This is a genomic window from Corynebacterium suedekumii (assembly GCF_030252185.1).
Lineage (GTDB): Bacteria > Actinomycetota > Actinomycetes > Mycobacteriales > Mycobacteriaceae > Corynebacterium > Corynebacterium suedekumii.
Genome location: NZ_CP126970.1, coordinates 1,801,111 through 1,826,677 on the forward strand (window position 1 = coordinate 1,801,111; position 25,567 = coordinate 1,826,677).

29 protein-coding genes are annotated in these 25,567 nt (G+C 68.7%); 15 read left to right on the top strand and 14 right to left on the bottom strand.

The genetic code is table 11. The annotated features are described in order from the left end of the window. Positions 1 to 3 precede the first annotated feature (3 nt). The 8 genes from QP029_RS09070 to QP029_RS09105 form a co-directional block, all read right to left on the bottom strand. Positions 4 to 1,182: a zinc-dependent alcohol dehydrogenase gene (locus tag QP029_RS09070; protein ID WP_284873998.1), complete on the bottom strand. Its 1,179-nt coding sequence runs from the start codon at positions 1,180 to 1,182 to the stop codon at positions 4 to 6. Then, the gene (locus QP029_RS09075; protein ID WP_284873999.1) at positions 1,179 to 1,685 is read right to left on the bottom strand and encodes a CinA family protein; all 507 of its coding nucleotides are present in this window, start codon (positions 1,683 to 1,685) and stop codon (positions 1,179 to 1,181) included. Before QP029_RS09075 ends, QP029_RS09070 begins: the two co-directional genes overlap by 4 nt. Positions 1,686 to 1,760: 75 nt before the next feature. Continuing rightward, the gene (locus tag QP029_RS09080; RefSeq protein WP_284874000.1) at positions 1,761 to 1,925 is read right to left on the bottom strand and encodes a hypothetical protein; all 165 of its coding nucleotides are present in this window, start codon (positions 1,923 to 1,925) and stop codon (positions 1,761 to 1,763) included. Between the two features lie 50 nt (positions 1,926 to 1,975). After that, positions 1,976 to 3,631 carry an NAD-dependent epimerase/dehydratase family protein gene (locus QP029_RS09085; protein ID WP_284874001.1) on the bottom strand — a complete coding sequence of 552 codons (1,656 nt, stop codon included), beginning with the start codon at positions 3,629 to 3,631 and terminating at the stop codon, positions 1,976 to 1,978. 83 nt (positions 3,632 to 3,714) lie between these two features. After that, entirely contained in the window at positions 3,715 to 4,056 is a 342-nt protein-coding gene (gene arsC, locus QP029_RS09090) for an arsenate reductase (glutaredoxin) (RefSeq protein WP_284874002.1), read from the bottom strand. 28 nt (positions 4,057 to 4,084) lie between these two features. Beyond that, positions 4,085 to 4,279: a hypothetical protein gene (locus tag QP029_RS09095; protein WP_284874003.1), complete on the bottom strand. Its 195-nt coding sequence runs from the start codon at positions 4,277 to 4,279 to the stop codon at positions 4,085 to 4,087. Positions 4,280 to 4,349: 70 nt separating this feature from the next. Beyond that, entirely contained in the window at positions 4,350 to 4,886 is a 537-nt protein-coding gene (locus tag QP029_RS09100; RefSeq protein ID WP_284874004.1) for a ribonuclease FAU-1 family protein, read from the bottom strand. Positions 4,887 to 4,892: 6 nt separating this feature from the next. Beyond that, positions 4,893 to 5,585, bottom strand: a complete 693-nt coding sequence (locus QP029_RS09105) for an Rv1157c family protein (protein WP_284874005.1) — start codon at positions 5,583 to 5,585, stop codon at positions 4,893 to 4,895. Between the two features lie 200 nt (positions 5,586 to 5,785). On the opposite strand from QP029_RS09105, the gene QP029_RS09110 reads away from it, so the two are divergent. The 10 genes from QP029_RS09110 to QP029_RS09155 all read left to right on the top strand — a co-directional run bounded on the left by QP029_RS09110 (position 5,786) and on the right by QP029_RS09155 (position 15,530). After that, positions 5,786 to 6,355 carry a hypothetical protein gene (locus QP029_RS09110; protein ID WP_284874006.1) on the top strand — a complete coding sequence of 190 codons (570 nt, stop codon included), beginning with the start codon at positions 5,786 to 5,788 and terminating at the stop codon, positions 6,353 to 6,355. 215 nt (positions 6,356 to 6,570) lie between these two features. Continuing rightward, positions 6,571 to 8,481, top strand: coding sequence for a translational GTPase TypA (typA, locus tag QP029_RS09115; protein ID WP_284874007.1), 1,911 nt, complete (start codon positions 6,571 to 6,573; stop codon positions 8,479 to 8,481). Positions 8,482 to 8,518: 37 nt separating this feature from the next. Then, a complete protein-coding gene (locus QP029_RS09120) occupies positions 8,519 to 9,673 on the top strand; it encodes an MFS transporter (RefSeq protein ID WP_284874008.1) in 1,155 nt (384 codons plus the stop codon). Positions 9,674 to 9,761: 88 nt separating this feature from the next. Beyond that, complete coding sequence (locus QP029_RS09125; protein WP_284874009.1) at positions 9,762 to 11,276, top strand: ABC transporter family substrate-binding protein; 1,515 nt, start codon at positions 9,762 to 9,764, stop codon at positions 11,274 to 11,276. After that, positions 11,273 to 12,202, top strand: a complete 930-nt coding sequence (gene mshB / locus QP029_RS09130; RefSeq protein ID WP_284874010.1) for an N-acetyl-1-D-myo-inositol-2-amino-2-deoxy-alpha-D-glucopyranoside deacetylase — start codon at positions 11,273 to 11,275, stop codon at positions 12,200 to 12,202. The genes QP029_RS09125 and mshB overlap by 4 nt, the downstream gene beginning before the upstream one ends. Beyond that, a complete protein-coding gene (locus tag QP029_RS09135) occupies positions 12,199 to 12,591 on the top strand; it encodes a hypothetical protein (protein WP_284874011.1) in 393 nt (130 codons plus the stop codon). Before mshB ends, QP029_RS09135 begins: the two co-directional genes overlap by 4 nt. Before the next feature lie 60 nt (positions 12,592 to 12,651). Further along, positions 12,652 to 12,975 (top strand): ferredoxin, encoded by a 324-nt coding sequence (gene fdxA, locus QP029_RS09140; RefSeq protein WP_284874012.1) that lies wholly within the window; start codon positions 12,652 to 12,654, stop codon positions 12,973 to 12,975. Positions 12,976 to 12,978: 3 nt separating this feature from the next. Next, the gene (dapC, locus tag QP029_RS09145) at positions 12,979 to 14,091 is read left to right on the top strand and encodes a succinyldiaminopimelate transaminase (protein WP_284874013.1); all 1,113 of its coding nucleotides are present in this window, start codon (positions 12,979 to 12,981) and stop codon (positions 14,089 to 14,091) included. A gap of 230 nt (positions 14,092 to 14,321) precedes the next feature. Continuing rightward, on the top strand, positions 14,322 to 14,921 hold the full coding sequence (locus QP029_RS09150) for a pseudouridine synthase (RefSeq protein ID WP_349293706.1): 600 nt from the start codon (positions 14,322 to 14,324) through the stop codon (positions 14,919 to 14,921). A gap of 33 nt (positions 14,922 to 14,954) precedes the next feature. Then, a complete protein-coding gene (locus QP029_RS09155) occupies positions 14,955 to 15,530 on the top strand; it encodes a GtrA family protein (RefSeq protein WP_284876211.1) in 576 nt (191 codons plus the stop codon). A 21-nt stretch (positions 15,531 to 15,551) separates the two neighbouring features. On the opposite strand, the gene QP029_RS09160 is transcribed toward QP029_RS09155, so the two are convergent. The 3 genes from QP029_RS09160 to QP029_RS09170 are packed head-to-tail and all read right to left on the bottom strand — an operon-like array spanning position 15,552 to position 16,413. After that, positions 15,552 to 16,025, bottom strand: coding sequence for a hypothetical protein (locus tag QP029_RS09160; RefSeq protein WP_284874014.1), 474 nt, complete (start codon positions 16,023 to 16,025; stop codon positions 15,552 to 15,554). Positions 16,026 to 16,027: 2 nt separating this feature from the next. Continuing rightward, the gene (locus QP029_RS09165) at positions 16,028 to 16,219 is read right to left on the bottom strand and encodes a helix-turn-helix transcriptional regulator (protein WP_284876212.1); all 192 of its coding nucleotides are present in this window, start codon (positions 16,217 to 16,219) and stop codon (positions 16,028 to 16,030) included. A 20-nt stretch (positions 16,220 to 16,239) separates the two neighbouring features. After that, positions 16,240 to 16,413: a hypothetical protein gene (locus tag QP029_RS09170; RefSeq protein WP_284874015.1), complete on the bottom strand. Its 174-nt coding sequence runs from the start codon at positions 16,411 to 16,413 to the stop codon at positions 16,240 to 16,242. 492 nt (positions 16,414 to 16,905) lie between these two features. Between QP029_RS09170 and QP029_RS09175 the strand changes: the two genes are divergently transcribed. Further along, positions 16,906 to 18,432 (top strand): HNH endonuclease signature motif containing protein, encoded by a 1,527-nt coding sequence (locus QP029_RS09175; protein WP_284874016.1) that lies wholly within the window; start codon positions 16,906 to 16,908, stop codon positions 18,430 to 18,432. Between the two features lie 4 nt (positions 18,433 to 18,436). On the opposite strand, the gene dapD is transcribed toward QP029_RS09175, so the two are convergent. The 3 genes from dapD to QP029_RS09190 all read right to left on the bottom strand — a co-directional run bounded on the left by dapD (position 18,437) and on the right by QP029_RS09190 (position 21,934). Continuing rightward, entirely contained in the window at positions 18,437 to 19,408 is a 972-nt protein-coding gene (gene dapD / locus QP029_RS09180; RefSeq protein ID WP_284874017.1) for a 2,3,4,5-tetrahydropyridine-2,6-dicarboxylate N-succinyltransferase, read from the bottom strand. Then, positions 19,405 to 20,730, bottom strand: a complete 1,326-nt coding sequence (locus QP029_RS09185) for an amino acid permease (RefSeq protein ID WP_284876213.1) — start codon at positions 20,728 to 20,730, stop codon at positions 19,405 to 19,407. Before QP029_RS09185 ends, dapD begins: the two co-directional genes overlap by 4 nt. Positions 20,731 to 21,007: 277 nt before the next feature. Continuing rightward, positions 21,008 to 21,934, bottom strand: a complete 927-nt coding sequence (locus tag QP029_RS09190) for a DapH/DapD/GlmU-related protein (protein ID WP_284874018.1) — start codon at positions 21,932 to 21,934, stop codon at positions 21,008 to 21,010. A 57-nt stretch (positions 21,935 to 21,991) separates the two neighbouring features. Between QP029_RS09190 and dapE the strand changes: the two genes are divergently transcribed. From dapE to QP029_RS09210, 4 genes are read left to right on the top strand one after another with little or no spacing between them, the layout of a single operon-like run. Next, the gene (gene dapE / locus QP029_RS09195) at positions 21,992 to 23,116 is read left to right on the top strand and encodes a succinyl-diaminopimelate desuccinylase (protein WP_432418728.1); all 1,125 of its coding nucleotides are present in this window, start codon (positions 21,992 to 21,994) and stop codon (positions 23,114 to 23,116) included. A gap of 26 nt (positions 23,117 to 23,142) precedes the next feature. Next, entirely contained in the window at positions 23,143 to 24,003 is an 861-nt protein-coding gene (locus QP029_RS09200) for an LOG family protein (RefSeq protein WP_284874020.1), read from the top strand. Between the two features lie 4 nt (positions 24,004 to 24,007). Next, positions 24,008 to 24,844, top strand: a complete 837-nt coding sequence (gene folP, locus QP029_RS09205; RefSeq protein WP_284874021.1) for a dihydropteroate synthase — start codon at positions 24,008 to 24,010, stop codon at positions 24,842 to 24,844. After that, positions 24,841 to 25,563: a glucosyl-3-phosphoglycerate synthase gene (locus QP029_RS09210; protein ID WP_284874022.1), complete on the top strand. Its 723-nt coding sequence runs from the start codon at positions 24,841 to 24,843 to the stop codon at positions 25,561 to 25,563. Before folP ends, QP029_RS09210 begins: the two co-directional genes overlap by 4 nt. Positions 25,564 to 25,567 lie beyond the last annotated feature (4 nt).

Here is a 25,567-nt window from a genome sequence, read left to right on the forward strand (position 1 = left end):
CCCTCAGGCCTGCGGGTCGAGGACCACCTTGATGCAGCCGTCGGTCTTGTCCTGGAACATCTCGTAGGCGCCCGGGGCGTCGTCAAGCGGGAGGCGGTGGGTGACCAGATCGTCGACGCCGAGCGGATCGGCGGGATCCTCCACCAGTGGCAGCAGGTCGTCGATCCACGCGCGGACATTCGCCTGGCCCATCCGCAGCTGGATCTGCTTGTCGAACATCGTCAACAGCGGCATGGGGCTGGCCTCACCGCCGTAGACACCGCTGAGCGAGACGGTGCCACCGCGGCGCACCAGATCAATCGACGAGTGCAGCGCGGCCAGCCGGTCGAGACCCGCGTGCTCCATGAGCGGGCGGGCCAGGGCATCGGGCAGGAACCCGACTGCCGTATGCGCCGCCTTCCCGACCGGGGAACCGTGTGCCTCCATGCCGACCGCGTCGACCACCGCATCCGGGCCGCGACCACCGGTGGCGTCCCGGATCTCCGCGTTGGTCTCGGCGGTGAAGTCGAGGACCTCGACACCGTGGCGGGCGGCCATGTCCCGACGCTCCGCCACCGGATCGATGCCGAAGACGCGAGCCCCCAGGTGGACGCCGATGCGGGCGGCCATCTGACCGATCGGTCCCAGCCCGAACACCGCGAGGGTGTCTCCGGGACCGACGCCGGCGTACCGCACACCCTGCCAGGCGGTCGGGAGGACGTCGCTGAGGAAGAGATAACGGTGGTCGGGAAGTTCCTCGCCGACCTTCACCGGGCCGAAGTTGGCGTGCGGCACCCGCAGATACTGGGCCTGCCCACCGGGGACGGAGCCGTACAGGCGGGAGTAGCCGAACAGCCGGGCGCCGTTGCCCTGTTCGGTGACCTGGGTGGTCTCGCACTGGGAGTACAGCCTGCGGTCGCACATCCAGCAGGACCCGCAGGCGATGGTGAAGGGGACGACCACACGGTCGCCCACCGAGAGGCCGGAGGTGGGTCCCGCCTCAACCACGCGGCCCATGGGTTCGTGGCCGATGATGTCACCGGGGTCCATGAACGGCCCGAGCACCTCGTAGAGGTGAAGGTCAGATCCGCAGATCGCGGTGGAGGTGACCTCGATGATCACGTCATTGTCCTGTTCGAGGACGGGGTCAGGCACGGTGTCCACGCTGACGGAGCGCTTTCCCTGCCAGGTCACGGCTTTCATGATGTCCCTTCCGGGTTGTCGGTGGTCATGAGTGTGAGCAGCAGCTCGAGGGCGTGCTGTCGGGTCCGGGCGAGGATCGCCCCGGTGTCACCGGGGAAGTGGTGGAGTCGCGCTCTGCGACGCTCGCCCACCTGCGCGGCGACCCAGACGGTGCCGGCGGGGTGTCCCTCCTGCGGGCCGGGGCCGCCGGCACCGGTGACGGCGACGGCGGCGTCGCAACGCATGAGCTCGGCGACCCCCTGACACATGGCCAGGGCGGCGGCTTCGGTGATCACCGGCTGGCCTTCGGGGAGGTTGAGGACCTCGCACTTGGTGCGCGTCTGGTAGCTGACCACCCCGCCGGCAAACCAGTCGGAGGAGCCGGGGGCGGCGGCCAGGCAGGCGGCGAGGGTGCCGCCGGTGAGGGACTCGGCGGCGGCCACGGTGAGCCCGCGGTCCTGTGAGAGTCGGCTGATCTTCTCGGCGGCCTCACGGGCGGCGGTGTCGTAGGTCTGGGGAAACATGGAGTGGTCGATTCTTCAGAGCAGGAACGGCCGACCGGTGTGGTGGCCGGCAGGCCGTTGTGCGGGTGGTGGGGATCAGTAATTCGCCGGCGGGTCGCTGGCGGGGAAGGAGTCCTCGCCCCACTCCTCGACGAGCTCATCCCGGTCGGCGCCGTCACGCTTGCCGATGTCGGAGGTGTCCTCCTGCTTGGCCGGGTCCTGCTCGTGCTCGGGGACCGGGGTGATGTTCTCTTCAGCCATGATGGTGTCCTTTCTCAGACGGAGTGGTGAGCGCTCACGGGATCCATCCGTCACGTCCAGTAGGTGTGGCGGTCATCACGCAGCGCCCTGGTACGAGCGTACTCGTGGATCTCGTCGAGAGTGGCCAGCTGGCGGTGTCCCGCCTCGATGAGCCGGTCGTAGACCGTCGCGTCGAGGTGCAGCTCGGAGGCGTGCTCACGGAGGGTCTCCCAGCCGCCGAGCTTGCCGGCGACAGCGGAACGCATGAGCTCGGTCTCCAGCAGCAGGGTCATCGGGGAGCGTTCCACCACCCGGCCGTTGAGCTTGAGCCGGCCCACCCGCTCGCCGACCCAGGCCGCGGCCTGACGGTAGGGGCGACGGCGGATGCCGAGGTCGTCGATGACGTTGCGCAGCAGCTCCCGGTCCGCGCGGATCTCATCGGCCAGGGCCGCCAGTCGGGCGTAGACGGGGGTGTCCTGGTAGTCGTCGGCCATCCGCTCGATGCGGTTGACACCTGCGGTGGCGCCGGTGAGGTGGTCGGAGAGGTAGAGGGACAGCAGGTCCTCGGTGAGGGCCCCGTCCTCGGGGTTGACGGCGGCGGTGCCGTCTCCGGCGGCCGCGCCCGCTCCGGCCGGCTCGCCGACAGCGGCGACATGCTGCTCGTCGGAGTTCCGGGGTCGCAGGGGAGGAGAGGCCAGGCCCTGCCCGGCGACCATGCCGTCGAGCAGCTCGCGGAGGGCGTCGGCCGCGGTGACCCGGGGTTGCCACCCGAGCTCGTTCTTGGCGCGGGTGTTGTCCAGCAGGGGCACCTGCATCCCCATGTCGAGCCAGCCGACGTCCGCGGGGACCAGGCCGGACTTGTGGGCGGTGACCAGGGCGGCCCGCACCAGGGCCGGCGGTATCTCCAGGAACCGGCCGTGGTCGACGATGTCCGCCAGCTCCTGCGGGCCGAGGACATCATCTGCGCAGACGTTGAAGGCTCCGTCAGCGCGCTTCACGACGGCCGCCGCATACGCGCGTCCGATGTCGTCGGCGTGGACCGCCTGCAGGTAGATGCCCTTCGGCACCGTCAGCGCGGGCAGCCGCCCGGTCCTCAGCAGCTGCACCGGGACGGCACCACCGAGGAAGTAGCGCTGGATCTCCGAACCGGCGTCTGCCTGGAAGATCAGGCCTGGGCGGAGACGGGCGACCGCGATGTCGGGGTGCGCGGCGCAGAACTGGTCGAGGACGTCCTCCTGGGCGGCCTTGTCCACGCTGTAGTGGGAGGAGTCGATCCCGCCGACGGGGAAGGACTCGTCCCGCAGCGGCGGGATGGTGTCGGCCCCGCGGTCCTCGCGGGCGCTGTCGGGGGCGTAGGCGCCGACCGAGGAGGCGACGACGAGCTGGGGGACTCCGGACCGGGCCACGGCTTCGGCGACGCGGCGGGTGCCCTCGACGTTGACACGGCGGAGCAGCTCCCGCTGGTCATTGGGCTGGATGAGCCAGGCGAGGTGGATGACGGCGTCCGCCCCGCGGAAGATCTCCGCGAGGTCGGTGATCGCGTCCGCTGCGTCACTGGCGGCGGCGATGTCGACCGATTCCCAGGTGCACCCGGCGTACGGGGCGGTGTCCGGGTCCGGCAGTCGGCGGGCGATGCCGACGATGTCGGTGACTTCCGGGGTGTCCTGCAGGGCGCGCAGCACCGCGGTACCCGCGTTTCCGGTGGCGCCGACGACAACGACTCTCATGATGTGTCCTCCCGTAGGGGGCTGATGGTGGTACCCCCGAGGAAACGTGAAGTCGCCGCCGAATGCAACAAAAATTTCTTATGTCAGAGAATCTCGTCGATCGTCTCCAACGGCCGCGTGATGCGCACGCCCTTGTCCGTGACCACGATCGGGCGCTGGATCAGGCGCGGATGGGCGACCATCGCGGCGAGCAGCTCGTCGTCAGGGGTGTCGGGGCCCAGACCCAGATCCTTGTACTCGGCCTCGCGCGTGCGGACGGCGTCGTGGGGGCGCAGCCCCGCGACGTCGAGAAGCCGCGACAGCTCCGCCACGCTCGGTGGGGTGTCCAGGTACCGGATGATCTCCGGCTCGATGCCACGCTCCCGCAGGTAGTCGAGGGCCTTGCGGGACGTGCTGCAGCGGGGGTTGTGGTAGATCGTCGTCATGGCACAACCCTAGCGGGGCGGGAGGACCTCAGTAGTTGGCCGGCGGGTCACTGGCCGGGAAAGACTCCTGGCCCCATTCCTCCGGCAGCTCCTGACGTTCCTCCCGGTTCGACTTACCGGGACGTTCGGGATGGTTGTGGGTGAACGGCTTGTCCTCGGGGAACTCCCAGGTGAGCTTCTTCTCGGTCGTGTTCTCGGGGGTGGTGTCATCGGGCTGGGACATGGCATGTCCTTCGGGGTCGGCGGATGCTGTCACCACCAACTCTAGCCCGGAAATGTGTCTGGGGACACAGTTAATCGGCGGGGACCAGTTCGACGCTGTCGGCCCAGGTCAGTTCGATGCCGAGGGTGCGCAGCCACTTCATCGGATCGTCCTGGTGGCGGGTGATGCCCTCCACCGCGGTGAGGGTCGTGTCGATGGCGCGTTCGGCGTCCTCCGCGGTGATGAGGCCGGCGGAGGTGGCGGCGGCCAGCTCGTCGATGTCCTGGACGTCGATCGGCTCGCCGGTCACGGAGATGAGGTCGACGTAGAGGTCACGGGTGGACCACACCGCGCCGTCGACGTTGATGTCTGCGACGTCGAAGTAGTAGTCCTGCCGCTGGTTGACACCCTCACGGAAGTGGAAGATGTTGGCACGCAGTCCCAGCTGGGGGAGCAGCCACGACTCCAGGTAGCCGAACTTCGGGTGGTTGGCGCCGCGGGCCATGTAGAGCCCGAAATCGGTGACCCGGTAGGTGTCCACCTCGCGGAGGTAGCCCTTCGGATCCACGTTGACGCGGTCCGTGGTGTCGAAGGTCTCTTCCTTGATCGGGTGCAGATCAGCGGTCACGTGTGTTTACCTCGCATCGATGATGGCGGCCGTGGGGATGAAGGAGCAGGTGGCGTTCTCGGTGCGGACATCGCCGGAGACGATGGCGACGACGGTGCCGTGCCCGGTGTCGGCGGTGCCCGACAGGGTGGCGGGGCCCTCCGGGTTGATGCCGTTGTTGCCCAGCGGGGTCGAACCGTGACGCAGGTTGTCCAGGTTGAACCACTGGACGTGCATGCGGCCCTGGTCGGCTGCTGCGGCAGCGGTGCCGAGGGCGGTGAAGACGAAGGCGGTCTGGCCGTCGGCGGCGCCCGGGGCAGGGATCTCCGTGGGACCCGGGACGGCGATGGCGGAGCCGACCGCGTCGAGTTCCCCGCCGATGCAGGAGCCGGACACCGTGGGCCAGAGGAACTGGGTGAACGGCGGGGCGTCCTCCGGCAGGGGGGTGCCGGCCTCGTCGTCGCCGGTGCCGGCGTAGAACGCCAGGGCCGAGAGGATGGCATCGCGGGCCTCGCGCGGTAACCACGGCTGTTCGGCCAGGTCGCGGACCTGCGCCACGGTCGCCGGGGTGGGGCGGCCCAGCTCGTCCAAGGGGGAACCCGGGATGGAGGAGGGCAGGCCCGGCAGGGGGGCGGCCGAGGCGACCGGCACAAGGGTGGTCGAGACGGCGAGGGCGGCAGCGGCCACGGCGGTGGCGGCAGCGGTGGAGACGCGGTGCATGGTTGATCCCACGGAGGACCTTTCCGGTGTCAGTCAGTAGTGAGTCACACGAATCACAACAGTTTCGTTACACAACAATATTCACTTGCGTTGCGCAGTCAACCCGAAACGGGCGACTCATTTCTACTGTCGCACTTCGAGACCAGTTCGTTACAAAGAGATCACAATGAATTTCCTGTGAAACCCATAGGGTGAGGGTCATGATCCCGGGACCCCGCCGCGCCGCCCTGACAGCCGACGTTCTCGGGGCCGCCCTCACCCTCACCGCCTGCGGCAACCTCGTCACCGCCGACGTCCGCGGCGAATCCGCCCTGTCACTCAACGAGGCCGGCGAGGTCCTCCTGCACGTGGACACCTGCGACTACCGCCTCAACGGCGTCGGGGTCTACGAAGGTCGGGAGAAACTCCCGGGCAGCGAGGAGAACGTCCTCATGGGGGAGCTGGCTGCGGACCGGTCCCAGAACGGGCGGGTCACCGTCAACCTCCAGTCGCTCGAGCCGCCGTGGGAGGCCACCGACCCGGTAGCCATGCGGGAGAGCGACGACCTCATCTACATCGTCATCCCGACCCCGGACCGCACCGTCGCCGGCCGGGACGAGGCCATTCCCCAGGTCGCCGCCACGATGACGCAGCTCAGGGCGCTGAAGCCGGGGGAGGTGCTCATCAACGAGTACAGCCACGAGCGGGCCACGGAACTGAAAAACAGTGACATCATCGACGAGATCGGTATCCCGGCGGAGGACTTACGGGCGGAGTGCCCGCCGGGATGACACGGTGACACGATGACACGGTGGGGGGTGACGCGGCGTCGGCACGCGGGACGGCGCGCCCGGCACCGCGTACCGGAGGGAGCCGGGACCGGATAAGACCACCGTCACTCACTGGCGATACTGCAGCACAGGCGTCGGGGGAGTAGTCTTAACGGCTGTTCACCATCGTGGCCGTATAATGGCCCGATTTTTCTTCCGCTAGGAGCAGCCCACTCGTGTCCCACCCTGAGTTCCGTAACGTCGCCATCGTCGCGCACGTTGACCACGGCAAGACCACCCTCGTCAACGCCATGCTGGAGCAGTCCGGCGTCTTCAGCGACCACGGCGAAGTCACCGACCGTGTGATGGACTCCGGCGATCTGGAACGCGAGAAGGGCATCACCATCCTGGCCAAGAACACCGCCATCCGGCGGGCCGGCCAGGGCAAGGACGGCAACGACCTCATCATCAACGTCATCGACACCCCCGGCCACGCCGACTTCGGTGGCGAGGTCGAGCGCGCGCTGTCCATGGTGGACGGCGTCGTCCTCCTCGTCGACGCGTCTGAGGGCCCGCTGCCGCAGACCCGTTTCGTGCTGGGCAAGGCGCTGGCCGCCAAGATGCCCGTGATCATCCTGGTCAACAAGACCGACCGCCCGGACGCCCGCATCGACGAGGTGGTCAGCGATTCCCAGGACCTGCTCCTCGAGCTGGCCGCCGGCCTCGAGGACCCGGAGGCCGCCGAGGCCGCCGAGTCCCTGCTCGACCTGCCGGTGCTCTACGCCTCCGGCCGTGAGGGCAAGGCCTCCACCGAGAACCCGGGTAACGGCAACGCCCCGGAGGCGGAGAACCTCCAGGCTCTGTTCGACGTCATCTACGAGGTCCTCCCGGAGCCGTCCGCGGAGATCGACGCCCCGCTGCAGGCCCACGTCACCAACCTGGACTCCTCCTCCTTCCTCGGCCGCATCGGCCTCGTCCGCATCCACGCCGGGGCCCTGCACAAGGGCCAGCAGGTAGCCTGGATCCACTACGACGACGAGGGCAACCAGCACACCAAGACGGTGAAGATCGCGGAGCTGCTGCGCACCGTCGGTGTGTCCCGCCAGCCCACCGATGAGGTCATCGCCGGTGACATCGCCGCGATCTCCGGCATCGACGAGATCATGATCGGCGACACCCTCGCCGACCCGGAGAACCCGGTCGCCCTGCCGCGCATCACCGTCGATGAGCCGGCCATCTCCATGACCATCGGTGTCAACACCTCCCCGCTCGCCGGCCGTGGCGGCGGCGACAAGCTCACCGCCCGCGTGCTCAAGGCCCGCCTGGACAACGAGCTCATCGGCAACGTGTCCCTGCGTGTCCTTCCGACCGAGCGCCCCGACACCTGGGAGGTCCAGGGCCGTGGTGAGATGGCGCTGTCCATCCTCGTCGAGACGATGCGCCGCGAGGGCTTCGAGCTGACCGTGGGCAAGCCGCAGGTGGTCACCCAGACCATCGACGGCACCGTCCACGAGCCCTTCGAGCACATGATCATCGACGTCCCCGGTGAGCACCAGGGTGCCGTCACCCAGCTCATGGCCGCCCGCAAGGGCCAGATGACCAGCATGGACACCGGTGCCGGCGAGTGGGTGCGCATGGAGTTCGACGTGCCCGCCCGTGGCCTCATCGGTTTCCGCACCACCTTCATGACCGAGACCCGCGGCACCGGCATCGCCAACAGCTACGCCATCGAACTGCGCCCGTGGGCCGGCGAGATCAAGGGCCGCAGCTCCGGTTCCCTCATCGCCGACCGCTCCGGCCAGATCACCCAGTACGCGCTGCAGCAGCTCGCTGACCGTGGTTCCTTCTTCGTCGAGCCGGGCACCGAGGCCTACGAGGGCATGGTCGTCGGCGCGAACAACCGCGACGAGGACATGGACATCAACATCACCAAGGAGAAGAAGCTCACCAACATGCGTGCCGCTTCCGCCGACACCACCGTCACCCTGGCGAAGGCACACACCCTCTCCCTGGACGAGGCCATGGAGTTCTGTGGCCAGGACGAGTGCGTCGAGGTGACCCCGGACATCCTCCGCGTCCGCAAGCTCAACCTCAACGCCACCGAGCGCGCCCGCGCCCGCTCCCGTGAGAAGCAGCTCAACAAGTAAGGTGTCCTCCCGCCTGAGCAGCCCCGCTGGTGTCGCGATGATGTTCGCCACCAACGGGGCGTTGTTCGCTTCCGTCCTTCCCTGGTACCCGACGATCAAGACCCAGTGGCAGCTCAGTGACCTCGTCTTCGGCCTGCTCGTCGCCGCCGTCGCCGTCGGTTCCCTCGCCTCGACGGTCCTGCCGTCGTGGGCGGTCGGCCGTTTCGGTCCGCGTGCGGTCGTCCTCGTGGGCACGGTCGTCCTCGCCGCGGTCATCGCCGGCATCGGTTGGGCACCGTCCGCCGTGGTCCTCGCCGTGGCACTCATGGCTGTGGGGCTTGTCGACGCCGTCGTGGACGTCGCCCAGAACGTCGCCGGCGTGCGCGTCCAGGAGCGTCTGAGCCGCTCCATCCTCTCCTCCATGCACGCCTTCTGGTCGCTCGGCGCCGTGGCCGGCGCCGCCGGCGGCACCCTCGCCGCCGCCAACGGGGTGGACATCCGTCTGCACCTGGGGCTCGTGGCCGTGGCCATGGTCATTCTGGTCGCGGTGGGCACCTGGTTGACCGGCCCGGTCCCGGCCGATCCGGCGCACAACGCGAGTGGCGATGCGGCGGGGGAGAGGCGCGGCGCCGGCAGGCGCGCCGGCACCGCCATGTGGCTGGCCCTGCCGGTGGCGCTGGTGGCGCTGTCGGGCACGACGGTGGAGGACATGGCGAACAACTGGTCGGCCCTGGCCGCCGTCGAGTTCGCCGGCATCGACGTCTCCGCCGCAGGCGCGGCCTTCACCGTCGTCCTCGCCGCCCAGTGCCTGGGCCGGTTCACCGGTGACCGTCTCATCGACCGCTTCGGGCGGGTCCGCGTCGCCCGGGCCGGCGGTGTGCTCATCAGCCTCGGCGGCCTGCTCATCGTCACCGCCACGTCGACGGCGCAGCTCTACGCCGGGCTCGTCCTAGTCGGGTTCGGTTGTGCCACCCTCGTGCCCAGTGCCTTCGCCGCCGCCGCCCGCATCCCGGGGGTGTCGGAAGGTGCCGGGGTCACCGCGGTGAGCTGGCTCATGCGCGTGAGTTTCCTGGCCACCAGCCCGCTGGTCGGCGCGGTGTCGGAGGCCACGAACCTGCGGTGGGCGCTCGGCCTGCTCATCCTCGTCGGCGGCGTGGTCGCCGCCTTCGCCCCGGCGCTGCGGGGCCCGTCCCGGGCCCGGGCTGGTACATAATCAGTACCGTGAACCTTCGCCCGCTCCTTCCCGTCCTCCTCGCGGCGGCACTGATCTCCTGTGCCGCCAACCCCGGCCCACCCCCGTCGTGGAGCCGGAGGAGCCGGCGGCGAGCACGGCGGCGTCGACAAGCGAGACCCCGGAACCGGAGCCGCCTTCCCGGGCGGACGTGGAGATCAACGTCGGCATCGGCCCCCAGCGCGGTGGACTCAACCCGCATCTGATCGCCGACGACTCCTCCTTCGTCCGCTCCCTGGCGTCCCTGGTGCTGCCGAGCGCCTTCCGGGACGGCGCGATGGACGCCGATGTCCTGGACTCCGCCGAGGTCATCGAACCGGCCGAGGGCATGGCCCAGACCGTCCGTTATGTCATCTCCCCGGCGGCCCAGTGGTCCGACGGCACGCCCATCACCGGCGCGGACTTCCGCTACCTGTGGCGCGGCATGACCCGGACCCCCGGCGTGGTGGAACCGGCCGGCTACCTCGCCATCGACGATGTCCGCGTCTCCGGTGACGGCCGCACCGTCACCGTCGATTTCGCGGACCAGGTCGCCGACTGGCCGTCGCTGTTCACCCACCTGCTGCCCAGCCACCACCTCCAGTCCGACGCCTCCGACTTCGCCGTCGCCCTGGTCGACGACATCCCCGCCTCCGCCGGCCGCTACATGATCCGCTCCGTCGACCCCGCCCGCGGCATCATCTCCGTCAACCGCAACGACCGCTTCTGGGGCGCCAACCCCGCAGAGACGGACCTGGTGACCTTCCGGGAGATCCGCACCGTCACCCAGGGGGTGGACCAGCTGCGCAGCGGGCAGATCAGCTTCCTCGACATCGTCCCCTCCGAGACCTCCGTCGACGCCTACTCCCTCATGCAGGACACCCAGGTCCGCACCCTCGACCTGCCGCGTGAGCTGCGTCTGACCCTGTCCACCGCGTCCCCGACGCTGTCCGAGCACAGTCTGCGCGCCGAACTGCACTCGCTTATCGACGTCCCCCTCATCGCCCGCCTCGCCGCCGGCCGCTCCGCGGACCTCAACGTTCCCGAGCACACCCCGCCGCGCGACCCGGCCGGCCCGCCCCCGGCGGCCCTGCAGGCCGCCACCGCCGAGCGCCCCCTGCGCCTGGGGGTCGATCCGGCTGACGCCACCGCCATCGCCGCCGGCCGGACCATCATCGATGTGCTGGCCCGCTACGACGTCGAGGCCGAGGTGGTGTCCTCCGACCTCGACGAGATCACGGGTCAGCTGCTGCCCGAAGGTGAGGTCGACGCCGTGATCACCTGGGAACATGTCGAGGGTGACAGTGCCGACCTCGCCAGCGACTGGCTGTGCCCGGATCCGGCGGCCGAGCTGAGCTCCGGCAACCTCTCCGGTTACTGCACCCCGGAGTCCGACGCCCTGGCCCGGCAGATCCTCGCCGGGGAGGTGGACACCACCTCCGGTGCCCAGCGCCTGCGTGCCACCAATGAGCGGGAGCACCTGTCCATTCCGCTGCTGGGGGAGCGGCGGGTCCTCGTCCTCGGCGAGGGTATCGTGGGTCCCGACCCGGACCTGGACAACTGGACCGCCGGCATCTCGACGGTCCCGAGCTGGAGGAAACTGTGAGCCCCCGAGACCTGAGGGACCTGATCGGCTACCGCGTCGTCGCGGTCCACGCCCACCCGGACGACGAGGCGATCTCCACCGGCGGGGCGCTCGCCCACCTGGCCCGCCGCGGTGCCGACGTCACCGTGGTCACCTGCACCCTCGGTGAGGAGGGGGAGGCCATCGGCGACACCTACGCCCACCTGGTCAACGACGAATCCGATCAGCTCGGCGGGTTCCGCATCAGTGAGCTCCGTGAGGCCCTGGCCCTCCTCGGGGTGCGTGGCGTCCACCTCGGCGGGGCCGGCCGGTTCCGGGACTCCGGCATGGCCGGCAGCCCGGCGCACGCCAATCCCCGGGCCTTCGTCAACTCCGGCGATGAGGCCGTCGACCTGCTCGCGGAGATCCTCGAGGACATCCGCCCCCACCTCGTCATCACCTACGGCCCCGACGGCGGCTACGGCCATCCCGACCACATCCGCGCCCACGAGATCACCCACGCCGCCGCCGACCGCGTCGGCGTGCCACGGATCCTCTGGGCGGTGCTCGATCTCGCCGAGCAGACCGACGGGGTCGAGCGGATCGGGACGGTGCCCACCGGCTGGGCGGTGCCGGATGAGGCGTACCTGCGTAACGCGGGCGTCGATACGCATGATCTCGCCCTGGAGCTCACCGACGCCGAACTCAACGCCAAGCGGGAGGCCATGCGGGCGCACGCCACCCAAGTGTGGATCGCTGACGGGTACGTCTCCGACACCAACCCGCAGGCCGCGTGGGCGACCGGCCCGGACCCCGTGTTCGCCCTGTCCAACCTGCTGGCCCAGCCCATCCTGCGACGCGAGCACTACCAGCTCGGCGCCGGCGAGCTGCCCGAGGCCGACCTGCTCGGCGGCCCCGGACTCCTCGACGGCATCCCGCTGCACCCGGTGGCCGAGGACGGGCAGTGAACCGACCCATCATCCGCACCGACTTCTCCCGCGGCGAGGCCGTCGGGGGACTCGTGTGGCTGTCCGTCGCGGCGGCGATCTCCGTGCTGCTCGAGGTGGTCTACCTGGGCACCTGGATCACCCTGCCCGACGGGGCCCGACTCGCCGTGCCCTACACCATCCCCGTGGCGTTTCTATTCAACATCGTGCTCACCCGGACCGCCCGCCTGTGGACCCCGAACTCACTGGTGGCGCTCATCCCGTTGTACGTCTGGACCGGCGGTTTCCTGCTGCTCATGTTCGGCGTCGTCCTCACCGGTGACCAGCTGGTGGCCAGCAGCATCCGCAGCGTCGGACTGCTCGTCGCCGGGTTGGCGGGTGGCGTGTGGCCCGTGCTGCGGGCGAAGTGACATACTGGTACCAGAATTTTCGCTGTCATACGCTCTCATTACAGGAGTTTTCGATAACCGATGACGTACACCATTGCCCAGCCCTGCGTTGACGTGCTCGACCGATCCTGCGTGGAGGAATGTCCCGTCGACTGCATCTACGAGGGCAAGCGGATGCTCTACATCCACCCCGACGAGTGCGTCGACTGCGGCGCCTGCGAACCGGCCTGCCCGGTCGAGGCGATCTTCTACGAGGACGATGTCCCGGACGAGTGGCTCGACTACAACGACGCCAACGCCGCCTTCTTCGACGACCTCGGCTCGCCCGGCGGTGCCGCCAAGCTCGGCCCGCAGGACTTCGACGTGCCGATGATCTCCGCACTGCCGCCGCAGAACCAGGAGTAGACCGTGGCGCGCACCCCGCTGGGTTCCCGCCTGCCCGACTTCCCCTGGGACACCCTCTCGGCGGCGAAGGCGCGGGCGGCGGCGCACGAGGACGGCATCGTCGATCTCTCCGTGGGCACCCCGGTCGACCCGGTGGCCCCGCACATCCAGCTCGCTCTCGTCGAGGCCGCCGCCGAACCGGGCTACCCGCAGACCATGGGCACCCCGCGGCTGCGGGCCGCCATCGCCTCGGCGCTGGAACGTCGGTACGGGATGACCGGGCTGACGGACAAGGCTGTCCTGCCGGTGATCGGCACGAAGGAGGCCATCGCCTGGCTTCCCACCCTCCTGGGCGTCCGTGACGGCCTGGTGGTCATCCCGGAGGTGGCGTACCCGACCTACGAGGTGGGGGCCCTGCTGGCTGACAACCGGGTGTTGCGAGCAGATTCGTTGCTGGCGCTCGGGCCGGAGACACCGGACCTCATCTTCCTCAACTCTCCCTCCAACCCCACCGGTAAAGTCCTCGGGGTAGACCACCTGCGCAAGGTGGTGGAGTGGGCCCGAGAACGCGGCGTCATCGTCGCCTCCGACGAGTGCTATCTCGGTCTCGGCTGGGACGACGCGGCCGAGCCCGTCTCCATCCTCGACCCCCGCGTCTGCGACGGCGACCACACCGGCCTGCTGGCCATCCACTCGCTGTCCAAGACCTCCAACCTGGCCTCCTACCGCGCCGGCTACCTCGCCGGCGATCCTGCACTCATCCAGGAACTCCTCGAGGTGCGCAAGCACGCCGGTCTCATGGTCCCCGGCCCCATCCAGGCCGCCATGGTCGCCGCCCTCGAATCCGACGAGCAGGAGGAGGCCCAGAAACTGGTCTACGCCGCCCGACGCGCCAAGCTCCTCCGGGCACTGCTCGAGGCCGGCTTCACCGTCGACAACTCCGAGGCCGGGCTCTACCTCTGGGCCACCCGTGGGGAGAACTGTCGCGTGACCGTCGACGCACTCGCCGACCTGGGCATCCTCGTCGCCCCCGGCGACTTCTACGGCCCCCGCGGCCAGCAGCACATCCGCATGGCGCTCACCGGCACCGACGAGCGTATCGACGCCGCCGTCACCCGCCTGTCCGCCCTTGCCTGACGCCCCGATCCCCGCCCGCGGCGGCATCTCCCCGCAGCGGGTGGTGCTCCGCGGCGTCGTCCCCGCGGGCCGTCAGTACTGGGCAGGGTCGGCCGGGGACTCACCTTTTGCGGTGGGGGAGAAGCTCGTGGCCGGCGCCGTCCTCCACCGGCCCGTTCCCGCCTGGTTCCATCCCGACGTGCCGGACGAGTCGCCGATCCCCTTCGACTACGAGGTGGTGCACTCCGACGATGACCTCATCGTCGTGGACAAACCCCTTCCTGCCGTCGACCTCCAACGGCCGCATCGTCCGCGAGACGGTGCAGACCCGCCTGCGGGTCGAGTTCGGCGAGGACCAGATCGTGCCCCTGCACCGCCTCGACCGGCTCACCAGCGGGGTGCTCATCTGCTCCCGACGTTCCGCGACCCGGGGGAGATACCAGCAGCTGTTCCAGGAGCGGCAGGTCCGCAAGACCTACCACGCCCGGGTCCGTGGCCCGGTGGCTGTGGGTGAAGTGGTGCTGGACCTGCGGAAAACTCCCGGCCGGCGGGCGGTTGAGGTCGTACCCGACGGACAGGGCGTGCGAACGGTCACCCGTCTGGCCGCCGTGGAAGGGGACGTGGTGGAGATCGAACCGCTCACCGGGCACACCCACCAGATTCGTGCCGTGCTCAACCACCTCGGGGCACCCATCGTCGGGGACGACACCTACCCCGTCGACCGGGGGCTGTCCCTGTACGACTTCGGTGAGCCCCTCCACCTGCGGGCCACGGCGGTGCAGATCAACGATCCTGTCACCGGGCTCACGCGGGTCTTTCGCAGTCAACGCCCCCTACCCCCGCTAAAGTGAAAGACTTGACCAAGACAGAAGCGAGGCGTGGCGATGGGTAACCGGACAAGCACCCGGGCCAGTGGGCGATTCAGCACCACCTTCCGACAGTTCCTCATGTTCGGCATCGTCGGCGGCTCAGGCACCCTGGTCAACCTGCTCGTGGTGTACCTGAGCAAGAAGATCGGCGAATGGGGCTGGGGGATCTCCGAGCACGACGTGTTCATGAACCTCTTCGGCACCGACTACAACATCCGCTGGTTCAACATCTTCATGACGATCGCCTTCATCGTCGCCAACACCTGGAACTACCAGCTCAACCGCAGCTGGACCTTCCGCGGCTACACGCAGCGCAGCTGGTGGCGGGGCTTCTTCCCCTTCCTGCTCACCGGCATCGGCGCGTTCCTGGTCAGCCAGATCGTGGCCACCCTGCTGATGAACCCGACGTCTCCGGTGGGGCTGCCGACCGACATCTTCGACGACTCCACCGGCCTGCGGACCAAGTTCTACTGGGCCTCCGCCATCTCCATCATCGTGGCGATGCCCGTCAACTTCATCATCAACAAACTGTGGGCGTTCAAGGGATCGAGCAAGAAGGTCGTCGTCGTCTCCGAGCAGGCACCGGTCTAGGCTCTGGTCCTCTGGTTCGAGCTAGTCCTCTGATTCGGCGGCGAGTCGTTCCTCGTCGGCGGCCCGACGTTTCCCGGTCCGCGAGATGAGGAGCTCGACGAGAATGATGCCGATGACGGCACCGCCCCCGGTACCGGCGATGAACTCGAGTGCGCCGCCGAACCCCCGGTAGGCGATCCCGGACACCCAGATGATCAGGACGATCGGCCCGAACAGCCAATCGAACCTCGAGTTGCCCATCTGGCGGGGCAGCGGGACGCGGCGACGCATCCACCGCTGACCGATGAACAGTCCGATGAGCGGAGGGAAGACCAGCAGCGCCGTCGCGAAGGAGGCGAACCCGTCGAGGATCCAGGACAGCGCAGCGCCGAGAACGAACAGGCTGTAGACCGTCCAGTTGAGGGAGATGGTGGACCCGCGGTGGAGGACGTCGCGCTCGAACTCGTCGTCGACGGTCGCGTCAGCGCGGGTGATGATGGTGTCGTTGAAGTTCATGATCAACCCTCCTGTTCTTCGCCGAAGATCTCCTCGACGGTGTGCCCCAACACCCGGCAGATGGACAGGGCCAGGTGGACGGAGGGGGAGTAGTTGCCGCGTTCGATATTTGCGATGGTCTGGCGGGAGACCCCCACCTTCTCCGCGAGTTCGCCCTGACTCAGTTCATGCCAACGGCGGTACTTGCGGACCATGTTGCTCAGGTCCTCGCCGGTCACAGCTCCTCCCGCGTACCCTTCTTCTTCGCGAGGGTGGACCCGAGGGCGACACACACTGCGACCCCGGCGATAGTGGCCAGGATTCCCACAACCGTGGGGCCGAGGGGGTAAGCGGTGGCGAGGAGGCCGAGGATCACCGCTAGGAGGGCAGCTGCTCGAGTTGTGTTCATGTTCGTCCTTTTCATCATGACGTATGTTCTTCACTGAGTGTCAAGAAAAATTGTCATTGTGTCCACAGGAAGGTTGAAAGCTGATCACCGTTGCACTGCGCGGATCTCTCAACATCGTGGGCTCCCTGTGGCGGACACGACGGTCGCTGGCAAGACCTTCGATCCCGTGAATGTCAGGTCCTCGGCAGGCTTTCCCCGCCTACCGGCAGTGCCCGCCGTCGTGCGGTAGCGGTCCCTGCTACCCCTCACGGCGCGGCCAAGAGCTTGTCGACGCCTCGGGATTCGATCCGCCCCCTATCGACTCACTGTCCGAAAAAGGGGCCGATCTCTTGTCGCGCGTTTCCGCCCACCGAGCGTGGTCGGCTGGGGTCTCACTATAAACGGGGGTAATCGAACGTCTATTCTAGTCGTAGGGATTGCCGGTGACGTTCGTGGCGGTAGACTCGAACACGTAAGCGATACAGGGGACATCGTTGAATCGGGGTGAGCATTGTGTCACGGCAGATCACACAACTGGTCGACCAGATCGATGCGGCCATGACCACCCTGGCTGACCTCATGGCCGAACCCGATCATGTTGACTTCCACTCGGTGCGGGCTGACTTCATCCGCCTGGAAAAGACCATGAACGCCAAAGCCTACGTCGACGCCTCCTTCGCCTGGCTGGCAGAACGCTCCGACGCCGGCCGCCTCGTCGGGTCCAGTCGACCCATCGACTTCCTCATCACAGCACTCGGGTTGTCCTGGCAGGAAGCCGCCGACCGGGTCGGCCGCGGCGAGGGACTGTTCACCACACCCACCGTTGCCCCCATGCCGGCACCGGAGCCCGAGGCAGGCGAATCTGCGGACGAGGCACTGCAACGCGAGCGCAGGCTTCGGGAGGAAGAGCAACGTCGTCGGGAACAGGACGAGAAAGCCCAACGCGAAGCCCGGGACCAGGCCCGGAAGGTCGCCGCCGAGAAACAGAAGATCATCCGGCAGGAACTCCGCACCCTCAATGAGCATTCCTCCCCCAGTCGTGCTGTGCTGCAGGCAGAAGCGTTGAAGGAGGCAGAGCACCGCTGCCCGGAGGATCTGCGGGTCTGGCTGCGCCGTCGGGTGACCAACGCCAATGCTGCCGGACGCCAACCCGACGGGAGAAAGGACCGGTTGGCCGGGCACAAGAAACGCGCCCTGCGTCTGGGTAAGCAGGACACCGACGGCAACGTGAGTATCTCCGGGTCCCTGCCGGCGGATGTGGCTGCGATGCTCACCGCTGCCCTGGCACCGGGACTACGCCCCGGAGCGAATACAGAAGTGCCAGACGACAAGGACAGGCGCAGCCGGGCCCAACGCGGCGTCGATCAGCTCGGTGTGGTGCTGTCACGTCTGCTGTCGGACGAGTCACCGAAGTCCCGTCAGGGGGTTGGTTCGGTGGTGGTCAGCATGACCACCAAGGATGTGGAGGAGATGACCGCAGACAGTCGGTTCCTGTCGAATACCGGGCATCTGTTGTCGGCGTTGGACATCCTCACCCTCGGTGCTGCTGCCTATGACCTGGGTGTGCTGCATGACGTGCAGGGTCAGCCGTTGGCCCTGGGTCGGACGAAACGCACGGCAACCCTGTATCAGCGACTGGCGTTGTTCGCTTATGAGGGGTTGTGTGCCTGCGGTACCTGTGACGGGGCGATGATTCATGCCCATGTGCACCACATTAAGGCGTGGGCCCGGGGTGGGGTGACGGATCTGGAGTACCTGACCCTGGAGTGTCCACCCCATCATGCGGATAACAATGACAACCAGGATGGGGCCGGTGGGATGGGGCATATGGTCCGTGACCCGGAAACGGGGAGGGCGGGGTGGCAGCCACCAGGTGGTGGGCCGATCCAGTTCAACGACACCGAACTCCAGGAGTATTCTGCCGGGGCGAAGATCAGGGCGAGATCGAAACCCCCGGACGCTGACATGCCCCTGTCCAGGCCTGACCACGACCCGGAACCCGATTCCACGGGCCTGTTCGACCTGCCCCCGACAGGGTAGAAGGTCAGTTGTCGTGCAGCCCTGCGTTGAGCTCCACCGCGCGGTCACCCTGCGGGGTGGCCTCGACCGAACCCGTGATGGAGTTACGGCGGAAAAGCACTCCCTTGACCCCGGAAAGCTCGAGGGCCTTGATGCGGGTGCCGTCGTCGACACCGGCTGCCTGAGCGACTTCACCGAAGACGGTGATCTTCGTGCCGGCGGTGACGTAGAGGCCGGCCTCCACTACGCAGTCGTCGCCAAGCGAGATACCGACGCCGGAGTTGGCGCCGAGCAGACAACGCTCGCCGATGGAGATGACCTGGCTGCATCCGCCGGAGAGGGTACCCATGATGGAGGCGCCGCCACCGACGTCAGAGCCGTCACCGACGACGACGCCGGCGGAGATGCGGCCCTCGACCATGGAGGCACCGAGGGTGCCGGCGTTGAAGTTGACGAAGCCCTCGTGCATGACCGTCGTACCCTCGGACAGGTAAGCACCGAGGCGGACGCGGTCGGCGTCGCCGATGCGGACCCCGGTGGGGACGACATAGTCGGCCATGCGGGGGAACTTGTCCACGGAGAACACCGTGACCGGGCCGTGGGCGTTGAGGCGGCCGCGGACCATCTGGAAGTCGGCGACGGCGCAGGGGCCGTAGTTGGTCCAGACCACGTTGGCCAGCAGGCCGAACACGCCGTCGAGGTTGAGGCCGTGCGGTCGCACCAGGCGGTGGGAGAGGAGGTGGAGGCGGAGGTAGACGTCGTAGGCGTCGACGGGGGCGTCGTCAAGCGAGGCGATGGTGGTGCGCACGGCGACGCGGGCGACGCCGCGGTCCTCATCGGGGCCGACCATCTCGGCGAACTGCTGGGGGGATTCGGCCAGGCGTTCCGTCCCGGTGGTGACGGCTTCCTCCGTCAGCTGAGGGGAGGGGAACCAGACGTCCAGGACGGTTCCGTCGTGCGTGATGGTGGCGATTCCGCGCGCGCTCGCTGAAGTCATGGGCGAGACGTTACCCGACCGTGACTCATTTTCGTGAACACGGACAGGATTATGAGGACCGCCACAACAACCACGACGGCGACAACCTGGGCGCGGGCCCCGGCGTCGAAGAGCATGAGGGCCACCAGACCCCACAGGGCGAGCATGGTCACCCACGCCAGCCAGGGCCAGCCCCACATGCGGACGGCGGAGATCTCGCCGTTGGCCTCTAGCTCCGGATGAAGCTTGAGGTAGGAGGCGGTGATCATGATCCACACGACGATGAGGCAGCCGCCGACGGCGTTGAGCAGGAAGGTGAGCAGGCCCTCCGGGTTCCAGTACTGGAGGCCGACGGAGGCGAAGGCGAACACCATGGACAGGATGACGGCGTTGACGGGCACGCTGTCCCGGCTGGTCACCGCGAAGACCTTGGGCGCGTCGCGGTCCAGGGCGAGGTTGTGCACCAGGCGGGAGGTGCCGTAGATCTGGGCGTTGAAGGCGGACAGCAGGGCCAGGACGATGACGGCCTCCATGAAGCCGACCACACCGGGCATGTTGGCCATGGACAGCACGGCGGTGAAGGGGGACTCGGCGGCGGTCTGCGCGTCGCCCAACTGGTCGTAGGGGAGCAGGAAGGTGATCACCAGAACCGAACCGAGGTAGAACACGGAGATGCGCCAGATGACCGCACGGACGGCGGTGGCGATGTTGCGTCCCGGGTCCTCCGACTCGGCGGCGGCGATGGTGACCAGCTCGATGCCGCCGAATGCGAAGGCGACGGCGAGCAGGCCGGCAGCCATGCCCGGCCAGCCGTTGGGCATGAAACCGTGGTCGCCGCGCAAGGTGGAGGTGCCCACGAAGGTGTGGCCCGGCAGCAGGCCGAAGATGAGGGCGGCGCCGATGATGAGGAAGCCGATGATGACGGCGACCTTGATGAAGGCGAACCAGAACTCGAATTCGCCGAAGCCGCGGACCTGGGCGAAGTTGACCACGGCGAAGAATACGACGGCGACGAGCGCGGGGATCCAGGGGTCGACCCCGAACCAGGCGCCCATGATGGCGGCGGCGCCGGTCATCTCCGCGCCCATGACCATGACGAGCATGAACCAGTAGAGCCAGCCGAGGGTGAAGCCGGCCCAGTGGCCGAACGCCTGCTTGGCGTAGGTGGAGAAGGAGCCGGAGGAGGGCCGGGCGGCGGCCATCTCGCCGAGCATCTGCATGACCATCACGACGATGATGCCGGCGGCGATGTAGGCCAGCAGGACCGCGGGGCCGGCGACCTGGATGCCCACGCCGGTGCCGAGGAACAGGCCGGCGCCGATGGCGGAGCCGAGTCCCATCATGGTGAGGTGGCGGGCCTTGAGGCCGGTGCCGAGGGTGGTGCGGTCGCCACCGGTGTCCCCTCCACCAGCCCCTGTGACCTCAGCTGTTCCAGCTCGGTGTGAATCTGCAGTTGTCATGTCGTCGAGGGTAGTCCCCGGGCATGAGCAGACTGATCAGGGGGTCATCCCTGGAGCGCGGGCCAGAATGCGTCCCAGAAGGACAGCCGGAAGGCGTCCCAGAATGCGATGATCTCCGTCATTACCGTCACCTCCTCCACAAGATCTGTCTCTACAGCCGTCACCAGGTCCGGCGCAGCACCGGCTCGGCGTGGCCGACCTCGCGGCGCACGGTCCAGTCGGACTGTCCGTTGAGGGTGGCGGCGGCCACGTGCTGGCCGGCGTCACCGTCGAAGATCTGGGTGTCGGGTTCGAGGACGATGTTGGCGCCGATGGTGCAGTTGTCGCCGATGGTCAGTCCGATGATGCCGGAGGAGACGCCGAAGCGGCAGTGCTCGCCGATGGAGATGGGGTCGCGCAGTCCGTCGGAGCGGCGGCGGGCCATGATGGTGGCGGAGAGGCCGACGTCGGTGCCTTCGCCGATGACGGTGGAGGAGGACATGCGGCCCTCGATGCGGGCGGCGCCGAGGGAGCCGGAGTTGAAGGAGACGTAACCTTCCCGCAGGACGCGGGTGCCGGGGGCGAGGTAGGCGCCGAGGCGGACGCGTTCGGCTTCGGCGATGTTGACGCCGGAGGGGACGACGTAGTCGACCATGCGGGGCAGTTTCTCGATGCCGTAGACGTGGATGAGGCCGCGGGAGCGCAGGGCGGTGCGGACGAACTCGAAGTTGTCGGGGGTGCAGGGGCCCTTGTTGGTCCACACGACGGTGGACAGCAGCCGCAGCGAGCCGTCCATGTTCAGTTCCAGCGGTCGGACGAGGCGGTGGGAGAGGAGGTGGAGGCGCAGGTAGACGTCGTGGGCGTCGATGGGGGAGGCCTGGAGGTTGGCGATGGTGGTGCGGACGGCGACCTGTTCGACCATGCGGTCCTCGTCGAGGAGGACGAGTTTGAGGAGGCTGTCGGGGAGGTCCTGGGCGCCGAGGCGTTCGGTGCCGGAGACGAGGCCGGTCCCGTCGACGAGTTCAGGCTCGGGGTACCAGGTGTCCAGCACGGTACCGTCCATGGCGATGTTGGCGATACCGATGGCGATGGCTCCCTGAGTCTGCATGCCTGCAATCCTACGGGGCCGGGGGCGGGTCCACACCTTCTGTCGACGTGGGTGGACATGGGTACGCTGGGGCGGGTGTCACACCACCACCCCCGCCTTGATCTCCTCGCCGATCCCGTGGCCCTGACCGCCGCGCTCGTCGACGTGCCCAGCCCCTCCCACGAGGAGGAGATGCTTGCCGACGCCGTCGAGGACGCACTGCGGCGTGTCCCGGGCGTCGAGACGCTGCGCCGCGGCAACACGGTTGCCGCCCGCACGACACACGGCCGCGGCACCCGGGTCGTCCTCGCCGGTCATCTGGACACCGTGCCGATCGCGGGCAACGTCCCGCACCGCATGGACGGGGACGTCATGTACGGCTGCGGCACGGTGGACATGAAGTCGGGCCTGGCGGTGTACCTGCACTCCTTCGCCACCCTGGCCGATGATCCGGATCTCGCCCATGACCTCACCCTCATCGCGTACGAGTGTGAGGAGGTGGACACCCGGTACAACGGTCTGGCCCATCTGGCCGAGTCCGACCCGGAGTGGCTGCACGGCGACCTGGCCCTGCTGGGTGAGCCCTCCGGCGCGATCGTCGAGGCCGGCTGCCAGGGCACCCTGCGGGTGAAGGTCATCGCCCGCGGTGTCCGCGCCCATTCGGCACGCGGCTGGCTCGGTGACAACGCCGCGCACAAGCTCGCGGAGGTCATCGGCCGGATCGCCGCCTACGAAGGGCAGCGGATCGTCGTCGACGCGATGGAGTACCGCGAGGGCATCAACGTGGTCCAGCTGGAGTCGTTCGTGGCCACCAACGTCATCCCGGATGAGGCGAGCATGCTCGTCAACTTCCGGTTCGCCCCGCACCGCAGCGGCGAGGAGGCACTCGAGCACCTGCGGGGCGTCCTCGGAGTCGACGGCCGGGAGGACATCACGGTGGAGACCCAGGACCTGGCGGAGGGGGCGCGCCCCGGACTGGACCGCCCGGCCGCCGCCGCGCTCGTCGACGCCGTCGGCGGGCAGGTCCGCGCCAAGTACGGCTGGACGGACGTCGCCCGCTTCTCCGGGCTCGGTGTCCCGGCCGTCAATTTCGGCGCGGGTGACCCCAGCTGGGCCCACAAACGCGACGAGCATGTCCCGGTCGCGGACATCACGCGGGTCGCCGAGCAGCTGCGCGCGTACCTGACAACCCCTGCATCCTGAGCCTCGACACGATAGGTTTTCTCTCCATGGCACCGAACATCACCCCCACCCCGGACAAGTCCCGCATGCTGCGCGGCCCGATTCTGCTGCGCACCGCGGGGGAACAGAGCTCCACCTACGACCAGCGACTGCTGGAACTGGGCTCCGACCATGACTGGCAGCACGCCGACCCGTGGCGGATCCTGCGCATCCAGGGGGAGTTCGTCTCCGGTTTCGACGCGTTGGCGCACATGCCCAAGGCGGTCACCGTGTTCGGCTCCGCCCGCATCCAGGAGGGGCACCCGTGGTACGCCGTGGGCTGTGAGCTCGGCGAGAAGCTCGTCGCCGCCGACTACGCCGTCATCACCGGCGGTGGTCCGGGGCTCATGGAGGCCCCGAACCGGGGCGCACACGAGGCAGGTGGTCTGTCCGTGGGCCTGGGCATCGAGCTGCCGCACGAGCAGCACCTCAATGACTGGGTCGACCTGGGGCTGAACTTCCGGTACTTCTTCGCCCGCAAGACCATGTTCCTCAAATACTCGCAGGCCTTCATCTGCCTGCCGGGAGGCTTCGGCACCCTGGACGAGCTCTTCGAGGTGCTGTGCATGGTGCAGACGGGCAAGGTGACCAACTACCCGATCGTGCTCATCGGCACGGAGTTCTGGTCGGGCCTGATCCAGTGGCTGACGGACCGCCTGGCCGCCGAGGGCCTGATCTCCCCGGATGACCTGGACCTGTTCCTGGTCACCGACTCGGTGGACGAGGCCGTCAGCCACATCGTCGAGGCCCACAAGGTCATGACCGACGGCCGGCTGTCCCGCCACGCCCAGGACCAGCGCTACACCGAGGAGCGTTCCAGCCACGCGAAGGCGGAGGCGGAGCAGCGGGCGGCCGACTCCTCTGAGTGACCCGATGGACCCTGCACTGCCCGCCGTCATGGCGATCGTCAACCGCACCCCGGACTCCTTCTACGACCGTGGCGCCACCTTCGCCGACGACGCCGCCCTGCTGCGTTGCGACGCCGTCGTGGACCAGGGAGCCGGCATCATCGACATCGGCGGGGTCAAGGCCGGTCCCGGCGACGACGTTTCCGTCGCCGAGGAGATCGACCGGGTCGTGCCGATCATCGCCGCCGTGAGCGCCCGGCATCCCGACACGGTCGTCTCGGTGGATACCTGGCGCGCCCCTGTGGCCGAGGCCGCCATCGCCGCGGGCGCCCGCCTCATCAACGACACCTGGGCGGGCCACGACCCCGGACTCGTCGAGGTCGCCGGCGCCCACCGGGTCGGCTACGTCTGCTCCCACACCGGCGGCGCCACCCCACGCACCCGCCCGCACCGGGTGCACTTCGACGACATCGTCGCCGACGTCATCGCCGAGACGACCCGCCTGGCCGAACGTGCCGTCGCCTGCGGCGTCCCGGAAGGGCAGGTCTACATCGACCCGACGCACGACTTCGGCAAGAACACCTTCCACGGGCTCGAGCTGCTGCGCCGCGTCGATGAGCTGGTGGCCACCGGCTGGCCGGTGCTCATGGCGTTGAGCAACAAGGACTTCGTCGGCGAGACCGTCGACCGCCCCGTGGGCCAGCGGCTGGCCGGGACCCTGGCGGCCACCGCCTGGGCCGCCTCCCGCGGGGTCGCCGCCTTCCGCGTCCACGAGGTCGCCGAGACCATGGATGTGCTCCGCATGACCGCCGCCATCGCGGGCCACGCCGCCCCGCTCAACACGATCCGGGGCCTGGTGTGAGGGTCTCCGTGGTCATCCCCGCCCTCGACGAGGCACCCACCGTCGGCGACGTCGTCCGGGCCGTTCTCGCCGACCAGCCGCACGAGGTGCTGGTCATCGACGCCGACTCCACCGACGACACCCCCGCCCGGGCCACCCGGGCCGGGGCGCGGGTGCTCAACTGGCGCGACATCCTCCCCGACATCCCGCCCCGCCCCGGCAAGGGGGAGTCGTTGTGGCGCGGGGTCGCCGCCGCCACGGGGGAGATCGTCGCCTTCGTCGACGCCGACCTGATCTCCCCGCGACCCGGCATGGTCGCAGCATTGACCGCCCCCTTCCGGGACGCCGGTGTCCACCTGGTTAAGGCCGACTACCGTCGCGCCCTCGATGGCCAGCCGACCGGCGGTGGCCGGGTCACCGAACTCACCGCCCGACCGCTGCTGCGGCTGCGCCACCCGGAGCTCGCCCACATCCGGCAGCCCCTGGCCGGTGAGTACGCCATCCGGCGGGCCACCGCCCTGGACTGTGAGTTCGTCGCCGGCTACGGCGTGGAGGCGGGCCTGCTCGTCGACGTCGCCGCCCGCCACGGCGCGGCGGCCGTCACCCAGGTGGACCTGGGGGTCCGGCGTCACCGCAACCGCCCGCTGGCGGAGCTGGTGCCCATGGCGGACGTGGTGGCGGCGACGCTGCTGGACCGGGCGGGCGTCGAGAAGCGGCCTGCGCTGTCGGGTATTCTCTGACATC